Below are 12,863 nucleotides of genomic sequence, written 5' to 3'. Positions count from 1 at the left end.
AGACGTTGCGTTACAGTGATGATCGTTCTAACTTCCCTACGCTGGTATGATCCAGATCAGGTCCAAAGAGTCAAGAAACTTCAAAGCGTTTCCTTCTCAGCCCAGCTCATTGGGCTCCCCTAGTTAACTCTATTGTATTTGATTCTAGTATATAGGAGTCTTCTAAAAATACAATAGCTACCGTTATAGAACGATTCTATTTACCTATGCCTAACGCGTACCTCTTCTATCAAATTTCCTACGATGTTCATGCTATGATTGTGAGGACGATACGTTTATAAAAATGGAGGCGACTACAATGAATTACGAAAAACTACACTGGAACGAAGATCGTTATTATGTTGGCCTAAGCTATCCAGGTTCCCTTTCCCTTAACTCCTTAGAAGAAGTGGATCTACCGTCTTTCTGGACAACGTTCTCGGAGCAATTCATGAACCGTCACGTGAGTCACCTTGTCGAAAAGGAAGAAGCGATCGGCTATATGAAAGAAATCGAGCACGGAAGTTATGCATACACAGCAGCTTGTGAAGTCACAGCATTCGGTGAAACGAGTGATTTTGAGAGAATCATCATTCCAAAAGGAACGTATTTATCCTTTGAAATCAGCTTTCGTAATAAAGACCGTGACATTAAATCAGTCTATGATTTCATACAAAAAGAAAGACCCTCGGAAATCGACCTTTCTTACTGCTTCGAATATTATCCAGAATCCTTTAACCATGAAGATGAAGAAACATCGCTTTATTTCATCGTTCCTCGTAGTGAGAGGTAGCTAGAGCTAGAAGATGTACGTGGCAAACTAGAACTTTTCCCTTTCACCTGCTTTAACGTCGCTACGATCAGAAAGCTGACAATCACTAAGAGAAGCCACGAGCTTACTTTTCCAAGGTGAACAAGACTCCAGGCATCTCTCTGGTTCGGGTATTCCCATGCGCTGAAGAAAGTCGCGATGTTCTCTGCGATCCATATGAAAAATCCGATGAGCACAAATGAAAGCGCGATCGGCATGCGGTATTGCTTTCCTCCAACCTCATACGTGACCCATGATTGAAAGAAGACGATGATGACGAGCGCTGATAACCACCAGCGAACATCGATCCAATAATGATGTGTGAAGAAGTTTAGGTAGATTGCAGCCGCAAGTGGAACGACGAGCCACAAAGTTGGCCATTTGACCAGTTTTACGTTAAGCCTTCTCCACGCCTGACAGAGATAGCTCGCAACGCTCGCATACATAAATCCGCTGTACAACGGTACTCCAAAAACCTTTGAGTAACCCTCTGCCGGATATGACCATGAGCCCATGTGCACTTTAAAGAGCTCTAGGGCGAGACCGATGATGTGAAACATCGTGATCACCTTCAATTCATCTCGCGTCTCAAGACCAGAACGAATCATCCACCACTGCATGACTAAACAGATTAAGAGTAGCCAGTCATATCTCGGCAATAGGGGGAGCGGAACAAATTTCGTAAGAGCTAAGGAAGCAAAGATAACGACCGGGAACAAGCAGGATAGCGCTTGCTCCCACCCGAACCTGACGAGCTGCTTAAGTGGCCCCATCACTTACCGCTCTCGTTTTTATATTCCAAAATATCGCCAGGCTGGCATTCCAATGCCTCACATATCGCTTCCAACGTTGAAAATCGAACCGCCTTCGCTTTTCCATTCTTCAAGATCGAAAGGTTCGCCATCGTGATGCCCACCCTATCCGAAAGTTCCGTCACACTCATTTTTCTTTTTGCTAACATCACGTCGATATTAATAATAATCGCCATGTTCTTCACCTCAAACCGTTAGATCATTTTCAGATTTGATTTCGATCGCACTCTTCAATAACTTCTGAAGAACAGCCGCAAATACTGCGATCACAAGAGAAGCAAAGGTGATGACTAATCCGATCGCAATCACGCCTGGAGCATCATCCCTCTCTCCAACTATATAAAAGAACGGCATAACGAGCATATACAACACACTGATGGTTGCTGCAGAAAACTTGATCGTTCGTAGCGACTTCACAGAGGAATCAGAAAACGCTTCTTCTTTATCGATGAAGCTTAACAGTTTTAGAGCTTGATACAACGCAACATAGAACGGAATGGCAGCAGCATACATTCCAATTAAAATGGGATAAAGAAATGTTTGACCCTCAGCTGCTTCAGACGCAATCGCTGGTAACGCAAAGATACACAGCGCAAGTACCGCAACCCCAATGACGACTACAACGATTCTTAGAAAATTCGTTGAACCTAGTTTCAATGTAAACACCTCGCTTGCTTGATATGTTGAATATAACTCATTATTTATCGTTTTTCAATAAATACTTATTAACTATTGATATGTATTTATTGTTAATGTATTCTCTTGATACTAGATTTTCAGAGGAATATTCACAAAAAAACTTACCCCATTTGGGATAAGTTCTTCATTCCTCACTTAAAGACATATTCTAGCCCTCTAGGAAACGTTTCACGCCACCATAGGACGTCATGTCCACCGTTAAACACGTCATACGTTACATCATAGCCATTTCGTTTGAGCGCTGAATACGTTTGGTTATTGGCTTCTTGTAACGCTGGCACTTCCAACTTGCCTGCATTCATGTAGATCCGTACAGGATGTTGCTTCGACTCATTTTTCATATGATGAACAGGCCAATCCACCCACTTCTTATGATTGAACGAACCCGATTGTGATAGAACCCCACCGAATAGATCCGGACGTGAAATCGCACTATAAAATGCGGCCAATCCTCCTAAGCTTGCTCCTCCTAAAACGATTTTATCTCGATTCACTCTGAACGTATCTCGAATCCATGGTAATAATTCATCTGTTAAAAATTGAGTGAACACATCGTTTCCAACAAACTCCGTAAAGCGGTCTGGGCTATCCACCCCGATTATAACCGTTGCAGGGATTTTCCCTTCATCATATAAATGATCGATCATAGCAGGTGCCGGGATGGCATCTGTATACTGGAAACCATCGAATAGAATCAACACGTTCTTAGGCGTGTCAACTTCGATAGGATCATAGATCCAGAGATTTCGTTCATTATGTAAGACGCTGCTATTGAACATTTCCTTGTAGACGTTCCCCTTCTTCCTCAAATTCATAGTGGCTAGCTTCTCATCACCTTCAACGTATGAGATTGCCGTATGAGGGTCACCGGGTACTTCAGAAAATACCATTGTGTTTGGGTTTAATGGGTCTAGGATCATGTGCTTGAACCTTTCTCCCCAATCATCACCATAGTCGTCATTGATTGAGAAATAGTACGTGCTTGCGAATGCACTATCTGCCAGAAAGGATTTTACCCAGATGTCGCTTTCTTCAAGCCTCGTCATTTCCCCTCCTTGTAACTCCCACCCTGGAAAACTACCTAAAACGTGAACGCTCGAAGTGTCTTCATTTCCAAAGTAGATAAAGTGAATTTCGATCCCATCATCTACGTGTTTCACAATCGGTGTCTCGAGTTGTTTCATGCTAGAAATCTCGTTATAACTAAAAGGGCTTCGTATTTCTTGTATATTCATACTTTTCCTCCCACGCTCAATAACCGCACTCGATTCGAGTGCGGTTCCTTTTATCTTCGCTTATTTTCATCCTGCTTCAACCAATAGCGAACGCCTTTCCCAGCAAGCGGCTCATCCATATGCCTCGGAATCACGTGAAGGTGACTATGTGGGATGAATTGACCTGACACTTCTCCAACATTCCAGCCGACAGTATAGCCATCAGGGGAAAACCGTTCATCCAGGTAGGCTTTCGCTCGATTTAAGAGCGTATATGTATCGAGCCATTCCTCTTCTGTTAAATCAAAAGGGTCGCTCCTATGCTTTTTTGGAACGATCACGCCAGAACCCTTCAACACTCGTTGTTCATTGTCATGCTGAAGAAAATAACATGTTTCACTTTCAAACACGATCGTTTGGTTTACATCGCTGTATGGATTGCAAAATGGACAATCTTTTTTGTACATCAGCATCCCCCTCCACTTCTAAAAATTCGATAGGACATGATAAAAGTCCTCTAAAAATACCGGGATAGCCCTCTTATAGGTATCGTATACCATTCCGCTCCAATGTCTGCAATTATAAAAAAAGACCAGGGTCATCATAAGATTTCCCCTGGTCTTTCAGGTCAAGCACTTTTTAACTCACTTTTCTTTTCGGTACGGTCGATCACTGAAGAACCGACAAGGTCTCCAGTAACGTTGAGTGCTGTTGCACCCATTCCAACAAGCGCATCAACAGCAGTTAGCAATGCTACTGTTTCCATCGGTAAGCCTACCTGAGAAAACACTGTAGCGATCATGATGATTCCTGCACCAGGAACACCAGCAGTACCGATCGATGCGAGCGTTCCTACGAGCACGATCGCAAGCATATCCGGAAAGCTTAGCGGTGTGCCGACAACGTTAGCGGCGAAAACAGCGGATACCGCAATTCGTATCGCAGCTCCATCCATATTGATCGTAGCACCTAACGGTAAACTAAAACTATATAAGCTCTTTGAAAGGCCAAGTCCTCTTGCCGCATTTAACGTCACCGGTAGCGTGCCTGAACTACTCTGCGTAACAAAAGCCGTGATCATCGGCGTACGTGCATTTTTGAAAAACTCACCGGGTTTCACTTTGAAGAACAGCATCGCAATCACATAGATCCCGATTTGTACAGCGAGTGCAATATATAACACCACGATCATGTTTCCTAGTGAAAGAATGGTGTCGATCCCCTGGTTACCAATCGTCTTCGCAATGATCGCAAAGATTCCGATCGGAACGTATTGTAGCACGACGTTCATGATCTTGAACGTGGCTTCGTTCAGTCCGTTAACAACTTTATAAAGATGCTCTCCAAGCTCAGCTGTTTCACTTGAACTTCTAAGAGCAGAAATCGCGATTCCGAAAACGAGCGCTGTAAAGATGATTCCAAGAAGGTTCATCTCACTAAACGCCGTCACGATATTCGTTGGAACGATGTTTAGTAAGACGCTCACCACGCCTGGATTTTCTGGCACTTCAACGCTTTCGTTCGGAGTGAGGTTTAATCCTTCTCCAGGATTGAAGAGGCTCGCAACCGTAATTCCGACGATCATCGCAACCGCACTGGAAATCACATAAAAGCTGAACACCTTTCCGCCCTTACGTCCTAAATCTCCAAGCTTCGTTTGGTTTACCCCAACGATCAGTGTGAAGAGAACGAGCGGTATGATGAGAAACTTTAATAGATTAAGTAATAGATCACCGAACGGCGCAAGCACAGCCGCATCTTCACCAAAAACAAAACCTACGACAATCCCTAATAGAAGTGCTATCGTAATTTTTAATATTAATGAGACATCAAGATAGCCTCGAAATAGTTTCTTCATTCCCTTTCTCCCCTTGCAAATAAACTAATATTAGTCCTATGAATTTACTAGGAAATAAAGATACCTTACATTTTACCGAAAGTCAACGGGTATGCCTGAGGTAAAATGCACCTGTCGTAGCACGAGCGATCATCTCGGGCTAAACAGCATGACAGATACACCGACCAAACAGATTCCCGCTCCCAACCAATCATAAACATCAGGTGTCTTCTGATCGACACCCCATCCCCATAGTACTGAAAGAATGATGAACACGCCTCCGTATGCCGCGTACACACGACCGAAAGATGGGAATGCTTGAAAGGTTGCGATCACGCCATACAGCGCAAGCGTTATCCCACCGATCACGCCGTAATATGAAGGATAGCCATCCCGTAACCAAAGCCAGATGAGATAGCCTCCACCTATTTCAGCTAGTCCCGCAAGAACAAACAATAATAAAGCACTGACCATACTATCACGTCCTTCTTCCAACATGCGCTTGATTATAAATCATTTCCATTGTTTTCTTAAAATATGAAACTATTCTCTTTCTCCATCGTCTAAGATTAAATTACCGATACAGCTTTAAGAAAGGAGCTGATAATTCTTGGAAAATGCGCACTCGATCGAAGACGCAACGCGGGAAGAAACGATCGTTCACCTTATGGATGAATACGGTGACATGGTCAAGAAGCTTGCTTTTACATATGTAAAAGACTTGAGCACAGCAGAAGACATCACACAGGATGTGTTTATAAGCTGCTATCACCATCTCAATACGTTCGAAAAGCGATCAAGCTTCAAAACTTGGCTTTACCGCATTACGGTCAATCGTTCATTAGATACGTTAAAAACACATGCTTTCAAAAAATGGCTGCCTTACAGTAAAACTTACCACCCATCGAATGAACTCACACCAGAAATTAAGCTGATTCAAAAAGACGACCAACATGCTGTCACCGAGTCGTTGCTACAAGTACCACATAAATACCGAGGCATCCTCTATCTGTATTATTATGAAGAATTAAGAATCAGAGAAATTAGCGAAATAACGAAACTGAACGAAAGCACAATCAAAACACGACTAAGGAGAGGAAAGCAAATTCTTAAATTAGAACTCGAAAGGAGAGGTTTACAGCCATGAATCATGACCTAAAACAAAAACTTCATGAAGAAACGTATGAAACCATCTCATTTTCTAATGCAGGAAAACAAGCGGTCCTCCATCATATCTCATCTAAGAAGAAGAGGAACCCATTACAGTTCTTACTCTACACGGCTTCAACAGTGGTAGTATTAGCGGTCTTCGGAGCGATTATCTTAACAGGTGGGCTAGAAAAGACCGATCCATCAGCCGTGGATGAACCAAATCCCCAAGAACATTCTGTTTCTGTTAGCGAAGGGAATTCTACGAGCTCTTCTGGACTCAATAAAGAATGGACTGATGTGACCGTCCCGAGCGACGTCGTCGAAACTCATCCTACAAGTGCAAAAGAGATGATCGCTTCCTATGCTGAAACGTTAAATGCCCCCGTACCTGAGCAGCATGACGATGATCACATGTATTACAAAACCATAGGAGCAACATCGATTCGAGTCTCTCTTGTTGGCATAACCGTTCAAGGAGAAGCGATTGAAAAAGACTTTGAAAATCTAAAGAACCTCTCGATTCTTCTCAATAACGAAGAGCGCAAACGATATGAACATTTAAACTTAGATGGAACAGTAGCTCCTACTCGATATCTTGATCAATGGAAGGAGCCGAGTGAACGAATGAAAGTCGGCATGACGTATTTGATTGGGTTAGTGAATGACCTTAATATCACCATGAATGAAGCAGAAGGTTCACCATCTGGTTATTCATACATGCTCGATGGAGACAGCGTGTCTGAAGTTGAAGCACTGATCGCGGAAGAAGAACTCGTAGATTACTGGCGAGATGAATAAGTTCTTACACAAAAAGGAAGCTGCCTCATAAATGAGACAGCTTCCTTTACTCGTTGTTATCCTTCTTTATGCTTCCCTCTTCCGAAATAAAAGATTCCGAAGAAGATGCCAAGTGCGGTCATCGCAAGGGATAAAATCAATCCTGCCCACGGTCCAACGCCTGCGATAAACGGAACCGAAAGCGCCGTGACGAGACCACCACCTAGGAACGGTTCATACACGAGCTGTTTGTAACCGAACGCTTCGAACGCAGGTGATTCGTTATCAGGGTCAACGATTCGCATCAAGAGAAGCCCTGTTGCCGTAACACCCATCGACTGACCAAAGTCTCCGATTCCTCGTTCGAACCAATAATTCGGTATGATTTTTGGCGCGAGGAATAGGAATCCGAATAAGTTCCATGAGATTCCGGCTACAGCTAGAATCAAGAATGGAACGAGGTAGTCACCGATTACTTCGAGTGATACCGTCGCAATTGCTGAAATGATCAAGATGTCTAATGCAAGTCCTTGAATACGGTTGATCATGCGGCGATCGACCAGATTGTACTTATCATTTTTATTAAAGAAGATTTGTAGAATGATTCCGCCGAACATTGCGATCGGGAACAGCGGGATGTACGTCATGAAGCTTGAGCCTGTCCACTGAGAGATCGTAATCGCTTCTAGTCCGATCAACCCTTGTAAAATCAACCAACCTATCAAAATGGCAACCATAATGATCGAGAGATGGAACGATAGCGGCTCGATCGACTCAGGTCGGAGCGTCATCTTTCCAGCTGGCTCTCGGTTTTGATACTCCATGATCCCACTCTTTCGGAGATCTGAGAAACCATCAACGTCTTTGATCACTTCTGTTTTGTTATTTCTTACTGCCCAGTTGATCAGGATGATTCCGAAGATCACACCTGACAGCACACCGACTGTCGCAAGTCCAATCGCTAAGTCGAATGCCTCCGAGAAGCCTAGCTCTTCGAACGTACTCGCCATACCTGCTGCCGTACCGTGACCGCCCTCAAAGGCGACCTCGATCAGTGCCCCCGCCATCGCTGGAATATCGAAGAACGGCGTAAGAATGAGTAAGACGACTAATAGACCGATCACATATTGTCCCCAGCCGATCGCCCAACCGAAGGCGAGCTGCGGCCCGCCGTACGTCCACACGTCTTTAAGCTTCGGCATCGTCGCGCCAAGGAATAACGATGCGAACACCACGTTGATCATAAGTCCTGGGAGCGCAGCCCACACCTCGATGATCGTATCTGTCATAATGCCGTTCGCTAAGAAATGCCCTTCCGAGACGAAAGGAGCGACAAGCTTACCAAGAACCTGAGGACCTAGGAGCAATGCGATAAAGCCCCCTATTATGGATGCTGGTAAAAAAAGATCTTGCAAAATTTTCACTTTCACACGTATGAGTTTTCCGATAAGAAGAAAGACACCTATATATAATAGCGCAAACCCTATTTGATCCGGACTCAAAATGAACCACCTCGTTACATCAAATTTCTAGCTGCTTCGAATCACTTCATAACAACCTTTACTTTTCGTTCCCTCGTAAAAAAAGGTGTTAAACGTGTTTTCGAAAAAAAAGACTTTTCAATTTTTTTAATTGAAAAGTCTACTCTAGAAATGTGATAGGTGAAGCGCTAGTTCTTCAATCCTGTCATCTGTTTTCGCTTCGATTTCATCTCTTTCAAGATTATCCGAGTAGAGGGTATCTCCTTTAATGATATGGTCAGATAAGTTAAGAAGGCTGATCGCCTTTCTGCCGTATTTCTTTGCGACAGCAAACGTCGTTGCCGTCTCCATATCGACTCCAATATACCCGTCATCCGCCCAGGAGGCGACGAGTTCGCTCGTTTCAGCATGGATCGCACCCGTTGTGAAAATGGGTCCTGTTACGTAAGAATAATTTTTTTCCTCACAAAACCTGATCGCTTCTCGAACAAGTGCTTCGTCTGCTTCGACCGTTTTTCTCTCCGGTAAGTACCAGTGTGATACCCCATCTTCCATCGCTGCCGACGTCGCTATAAAAATATCACCATACTGCACATCATGAGACAACCCGCCAAAATAGCCCGTTTGAATGAACGTCTCAGTTTCTAGCACGGAGAACCGATGGGCAACTGATGCTGCGATCGGGCCTCCAAACACATTTGCAAATCCAATCCGTCTGTCGCCGTATGTCCCTACGATCGCATTCCAATCCGGGAGCCATTGATCGTGATGAAGAAGCTCCTTCCAACTCGCTAAATTCCATTCATGTTCCCATTCTCCGTGTAAGATAAAAGCATCAGGGACATCCTCAGCCTTTATTTTCATCGCGTTCAACCAGTCTTCTCTATCAAAATCTCCATAAAGCTTCATTTGATCCCCCTAACTATGACAGCGTTTCTAATAAACGTTCGAGTTCATTCACCATATCTGGAACCCAGTCCTTCGCTTCTGGAATGGCGTCCACACCATAATCGATCAGCCATCTAAGCATATAAATCGTCCAGCAGATGCCGCCCATCGTAATCTGCCAATCTAGATCAATTGCTAATTCCTCCGTGACGTTATTTCGATACGCATCGATCACTTCTTTTGGACTTACCCCGTACTCTTCGGCAGAGGTAATCAAGCAGTATAGATCGCCAAGGTGAGGGCTAAGATTGGCATTGGCCCAGTCGATGATCTTGAGCGTTTTGTTTATGCCTACCATATTTTTTGGATAGTAATCATTGTGAGTAATGGTAACTGGGAAGCGTTTATACAATTGTTCCAAGTGTTGTGGAAGAACGTCTAACGCACGTTGAAGATTAACGTCCTGGTTAATTTCTAACAGCTGATGCTGCTTTTTCAAATGAACAAGATCGTTGATCAACTTATCTTTTTTTAAATAAAACACATCTTTGATGCCAGTGCCCTTATTCGCTAGCCTCGATCGCACTTCAGTCCTCATCGCTGCTAATTTTCTGGCTGCTTCGATAAAATAACGTCCATCAGGGTTTTCTTCGACACTTTTCCCTTTTACATCTTCCATCAGTAAAATACCAACTGAGCCTTCTGAAATCGCATTATAAATAATGGGTGAATCAACTTTAAGGGGACGAAGCAGATGTTCATAAACGGCTGCCTCGCGGGAATTCTCTCCCATTCCTTTTTTTGCAATCATCGTGTTTCCACCTGGCATCGTGACTCTCCAAACTTCTGAAAGTGACCATTGTCGTAGAGACTTCCATACGACAGCATTCTTTAAAGCAGGAACAAGATGAATATATTCCGTCCAAGCTTGTGGCGTGTTCATCGCTTCACCCCTTTTTTGGTGGTTAGTATAAGAGGAATGATGAAGCTCTAGCACCTTCATCAATTTTCCTCAGCGTCTTAACCAATATATGTCATCGCTTCTTTCAACATCTCTTCAAATCTCTCAGGATATTCGTGGTCAAGACCTGATATGATCTTCAACTTGTGCTGGATATTTCGCTTCACTAAAAGCTCTCCAAATCTGTTTGCACTTTCAATACAGTCTTCATCCTGGTCTCCGCAGATGATGTAGCCTTTTACATCTCTACCAATGTTGTCGAGCAACTCATCCCACTCTTCTACTTCTGGCAGCCACGGAGCAACAAAGATAAACCCTTTAACAGGTAAGTTTCTTGTCACCATGGCGTGAAGGGCTACTCGACATCCAGCTGAAAAGCCGCCGATCGTGATCTCATTAAATTGATCGACCAATCGCTCCGTATGATTGACGACTTCATCTGAGCCTTTTCCAAGATCTTCCCATTCATATGCATCCGTAAACTGAATTTGAGACGACTGTGGAAGAGCGAGAGCCGTTCCCTCTGTAACGACAGAACGCCAATATTCTTTCGTTAAAGTAGCATTTTCCTGATCACCGTGTAACGCGATGAGTAGTGGTTTTTCTGCTCCATCTTCACCGATGAGCGTTAACTCAGGTTTAGCCGTTGCTTTCGCTTCTTCTTCCCTTTTCTTACAAATCTCTGCGAGTTCCTGAAACTCGCCTGTATCTTTAATCGAGTCCAAATCTTCATCTGTCATGAGATAATCATAGGAATACCAATACCCATGGTCGATGACAGCTTCTCTCATCAATGATAATGCTTCATCTTTTAGGTCAGAAGCTGCAGCGAGCGCATATTGAAAATTATAGATCTGCGTTCGATTCCCTTCGACTTCATCAGCATGCTCTTGAATATAGCGGAAAGCTTCTAAGCTTCCATCGTTTTCATATGTTTCGATCGTCTTGTTCAGTAATTGTGTATATGTCATGTCTCTCGTCTCCCAATGTTTCACTCGCCACCGCTCGGAGCGTATGACTGATCTCGTACGACGACAGTTTCGGGGACGAATTTAATGAGAACGTTGCTGTCTCCCAATCCCTGAAAGTTTGGGGACCACTCTGCTTCCTCTGGTCCAAGATACCTTCTGAGCAGGCGATAGGCGATCCCTTTATCAAATGGGACGACCGTTGCCTCACCTCTAAACCCTGCATGAAAAACTTCACCAGTGCTGCGATCAAAATCCACGATGCCGATCGCACACTTCGGATACTGCTCAATTCTTGCTGGAAACGTATCAGAAGGTGGTGTACCAATGATCCAAATACACTCATCTTCCCAGTAAAACCAAACAGGAGACTCCCTTGGTCCCTCATTTGCCATCGTAGATAGATGTGCGAACAGAGGCTTTTTCATAAATTCGTCCAAGTCAAAACTTCGCTTTCCTCTTAATACTTTCATTATGTATCACCCTTCATTTAAAAGTATGGAAGGCAATCTGTAAATGCCTAAATTCATGTTGCAAATCGGACTATTTCCGCTAATTCAATGAGATATCCGCGGAAAATTGAATATATCTGCGAAATCTCCTCTTTTATCGGCGATATCAAGAAAATATCCGCGAAATACCTTAAGCCACACCTTCCCTACATCACACCAAATATTTAACAGCACAGCAAACGCATATTCTTCCCAACATTGAAAAAGCTAACAGATGTGCAGATGAAAAGGGGCAATGGACTATGTACATATTAGGAGCGCTATGTTGGATCATTGCCGCTAGACTTTTTGGAGACTGGCGGCATTGGGAGAAATACCATCACACCATCCTTTATTTTATAGCATGTGATCTTCTCTATAATTTCCTAACTTACAAATACCCGCTGTGGGAGTATACGGAAAGCAATTTTTTACCGAACCATACATCGATAAACTTAATCATCATGTTCATCGTCTACCCATGTTCGGTTTTGATCTATATCCCTTATATGGATAGGTTGAAAAGAACATCTACAAAGCTCCTCTTTCTACTCTCATGGGTCGTGTTATACGGATTCTTCGAATGGCTTTTCACAGTTTTGGATTTATTTCACTATCACCACGGCTGGACGTTAATCAGTTCGATCGTCTTCGATTTCATCATGTTTACCATGCTCTATTTACATTACAAACGCCCTCTAATCGCTTATGTAATTTCCATTCCAATCATCATCGTCTTGCTCATTCTGTACGATGTTCCCGTAAGCAATTGGAGATAGTCAAGGAGGATGAC

At 43.5% G+C, this 12,863-nt stretch carries 16 protein-coding genes and 1 riboswitch; of the genes, 4 read left to right on the top strand and 12 right to left on the bottom strand.

Annotated elements, in window-relative coordinates:
- Window positions 1-16: 16 nt before the first annotated feature.
- Window positions 17-131, bottom strand: a riboswitch (TPP riboswitch).
- Between the two features lie 167 nt (window positions 132-298).
- A complete protein-coding gene (locus PFZ69_RS09795; protein WP_270180894.1) occupies window positions 299-772 on the top strand; it encodes a GyrI-like domain-containing protein in 474 nt (157 codons plus the stop codon).
- Here PFZ69_RS09795 and PFZ69_RS09790 read toward each other — a convergent pair.
- From PFZ69_RS09790 to PFZ69_RS09760, 7 genes are all read right to left on the bottom strand, one after another.
- The gene (locus PFZ69_RS09790) at window positions 742-1,563 is read right to left on the bottom strand and encodes a DUF817 domain-containing protein (protein WP_270182013.1); all 822 of its coding nucleotides are present in this window, start codon (window positions 1,561-1,563) and stop codon (window positions 742-744) included. The genes PFZ69_RS09795 and PFZ69_RS09790 overlap by 31 nt on opposite strands.
- Window positions 1,563-1,787: a helix-turn-helix domain-containing protein gene (locus PFZ69_RS09785; RefSeq protein WP_270180893.1), complete on the bottom strand. Its 225-nt coding sequence runs from the start codon at window positions 1,785-1,787 to the stop codon at window positions 1,563-1,565. Before PFZ69_RS09785 ends, PFZ69_RS09790 begins: the two co-directional genes overlap by 1 nt.
- A 1-nt stretch (window position 1,788) precedes the next feature.
- On the bottom strand, window positions 1,789-2,259 hold the full coding sequence (locus tag PFZ69_RS09780) for a DUF2975 domain-containing protein (protein WP_270180892.1): 471 nt from the start codon (window positions 2,257-2,259) through the stop codon (window positions 1,789-1,791).
- Between the two features lie 173 nt (window positions 2,260-2,432).
- Window positions 2,433-3,536, bottom strand: a complete 1,104-nt coding sequence (locus PFZ69_RS09775) for an alpha/beta hydrolase-fold protein (protein WP_270180891.1) — start codon at window positions 3,534-3,536, stop codon at window positions 2,433-2,435.
- A 50-nt stretch (window positions 3,537-3,586) separates the two neighbouring features.
- Window positions 3,587-3,982 (bottom strand): HIT family protein, encoded by a 396-nt coding sequence (locus tag PFZ69_RS09770; RefSeq protein ID WP_442865142.1) that lies wholly within the window; start codon window positions 3,980-3,982, stop codon window positions 3,587-3,589.
- 161 nt (window positions 3,983-4,143) lie between these two features.
- A complete protein-coding gene (locus tag PFZ69_RS09765; protein WP_270180890.1) occupies window positions 4,144-5,373 on the bottom strand; it encodes a dicarboxylate/amino acid:cation symporter in 1,230 nt (409 codons plus the stop codon).
- A 129-nt stretch (window positions 5,374-5,502) separates the two neighbouring features.
- Window positions 5,503-5,826 (bottom strand): YnfA family protein, encoded by a 324-nt coding sequence (locus PFZ69_RS09760; protein WP_270180889.1) that lies wholly within the window; start codon window positions 5,824-5,826, stop codon window positions 5,503-5,505.
- 136 nt (window positions 5,827-5,962) lie between these two features.
- On the opposite strand from PFZ69_RS09760, the gene PFZ69_RS09755 reads away from it, so the two are divergent.
- Window positions 5,963-6,499 carry a sigma-70 family RNA polymerase sigma factor gene (locus tag PFZ69_RS09755; RefSeq protein ID WP_270180888.1) on the top strand — a complete coding sequence of 179 codons (537 nt, stop codon included), beginning with the start codon at window positions 5,963-5,965 and terminating at the stop codon, window positions 6,497-6,499.
- Window positions 6,496-7,302 carry a hypothetical protein gene (locus tag PFZ69_RS09750; RefSeq protein WP_270180887.1) on the top strand — a complete coding sequence of 269 codons (807 nt, stop codon included), beginning with the start codon at window positions 6,496-6,498 and terminating at the stop codon, window positions 7,300-7,302. The genes PFZ69_RS09755 and PFZ69_RS09750 overlap by 4 nt, the downstream gene beginning before the upstream one ends.
- Before the next feature lie 56 nt (window positions 7,303-7,358).
- Here the strand turns inward: PFZ69_RS09750 and PFZ69_RS09745 are convergent, their stop codons facing one another.
- The 5 genes from PFZ69_RS09745 to PFZ69_RS09725 all read right to left on the bottom strand — a co-directional run bounded on the left by PFZ69_RS09745 (window position 7,359) and on the right by PFZ69_RS09725 (window position 12,052).
- Complete coding sequence (locus tag PFZ69_RS09745) at window positions 7,359-8,783, bottom strand: sodium/glutamate symporter (protein ID WP_270180886.1); 1,425 nt, start codon at window positions 8,781-8,783, stop codon at window positions 7,359-7,361.
- Between the two features lie 144 nt (window positions 8,784-8,927).
- A complete protein-coding gene (locus tag PFZ69_RS09740) occupies window positions 8,928-9,671 on the bottom strand; it encodes a nucleoside phosphorylase (protein WP_270180885.1) in 744 nt (247 codons plus the stop codon).
- A gap of 13 nt (window positions 9,672-9,684) precedes the next feature.
- Complete coding sequence (locus tag PFZ69_RS09735) at window positions 9,685-10,593, bottom strand: phosphotransferase family protein (RefSeq protein ID WP_270180884.1); 909 nt, start codon at window positions 10,591-10,593, stop codon at window positions 9,685-9,687.
- 77 nt (window positions 10,594-10,670) lie between these two features.
- Window positions 10,671-11,582 (bottom strand): alpha/beta hydrolase, encoded by a 912-nt coding sequence (locus tag PFZ69_RS09730; RefSeq protein WP_270180883.1) that lies wholly within the window; start codon window positions 11,580-11,582, stop codon window positions 10,671-10,673.
- A 20-nt stretch (window positions 11,583-11,602) separates the two neighbouring features.
- Window positions 11,603-12,052, bottom strand: coding sequence for a pyridoxamine 5'-phosphate oxidase family protein (locus tag PFZ69_RS09725; RefSeq protein WP_270180882.1), 450 nt, complete (start codon window positions 12,050-12,052; stop codon window positions 11,603-11,605).
- A 281-nt stretch (window positions 12,053-12,333) separates the two neighbouring features.
- On the opposite strand from PFZ69_RS09725, the gene PFZ69_RS09720 reads away from it, so the two are divergent.
- Window positions 12,334-12,849, top strand: a complete 516-nt coding sequence (locus PFZ69_RS09720) for a CBO0543 family protein (RefSeq protein ID WP_270180881.1) — start codon at window positions 12,334-12,336, stop codon at window positions 12,847-12,849.
- Window positions 12,850-12,863 lie beyond the last annotated feature (14 nt).

The sequence above is a fragment of the Alkalihalobacillus sp. CinArs1 genome (genome assembly GCF_947387515.1).
Lineage (GTDB): Bacteria > Bacillota > Bacilli > Bacillales > Guptibacillaceae > Guptibacillus.
Note: the sequence above shows the minus strand (reverse complement) of the source record. Positions and strands in the feature narration are given on the sequence as shown.

Coding starts and splice junctions, on each gene's coding strand:
- PFZ69_RS09795 (WP_270180894.1), top strand. CDS start 299: ATGAATTACGAAAAACTACACTGGAACGAAGATCGTTATTATGTTGGC.
- PFZ69_RS09790 (WP_270182013.1), bottom strand. CDS start 1,563: ATGGGGCCACTTAAGCAGCTCGTCAGGTTCGGGTGGGAGCAAGCGCTA.
- PFZ69_RS09775 (WP_270180891.1), bottom strand. CDS start 3,536: ATGAATATACAAGAAATACGAAGCCCTTTTAGTTATAACGAGATTTCT.
- PFZ69_RS09770 (WP_442865142.1), bottom strand. CDS start 3,982: ATGTACAAAAAAGATTGTCCATTTTGCAATCCATACAGCGATGTAAAC.
- PFZ69_RS09765 (WP_270180890.1), bottom strand. CDS start 5,373: ATGAAGAAACTATTTCGAGGCTATCTTGATGTCTCATTAATATTAAAA.
- PFZ69_RS09760 (WP_270180889.1), bottom strand. CDS start 5,826: ATGGTCAGTGCTTTATTATTGTTTGTTCTTGCGGGACTAGCTGAAATA.
- PFZ69_RS09750 (WP_270180887.1), top strand. CDS start 6,496: ATGAATCATGACCTAAAACAAAAACTTCATGAAGAAACGTATGAAACC.
- PFZ69_RS09740 (WP_270180885.1), bottom strand. CDS start 9,671: ATGAAGCTTTATGGAGATTTTGATAGAGAAGACTGGTTGAACGCGATG.
- PFZ69_RS09735 (WP_270180884.1), bottom strand. CDS start 10,593: ATGAACACGCCACAAGCTTGGACGGAATATATTCATCTTGTTCCTGCT.
- PFZ69_RS09730 (WP_270180883.1), bottom strand. CDS start 11,582: ATGACATATACACAATTACTGAACAAGACGATCGAAACATATGAAAAC.
- PFZ69_RS09725 (WP_270180882.1), bottom strand. CDS start 12,052: ATGAAAGTATTAAGAGGAAAGCGAAGTTTTGACTTGGACGAATTTATG.
- PFZ69_RS09720 (WP_270180881.1), top strand. CDS start 12,334: ATGTACATATTAGGAGCGCTATGTTGGATCATTGCCGCTAGACTTTTT.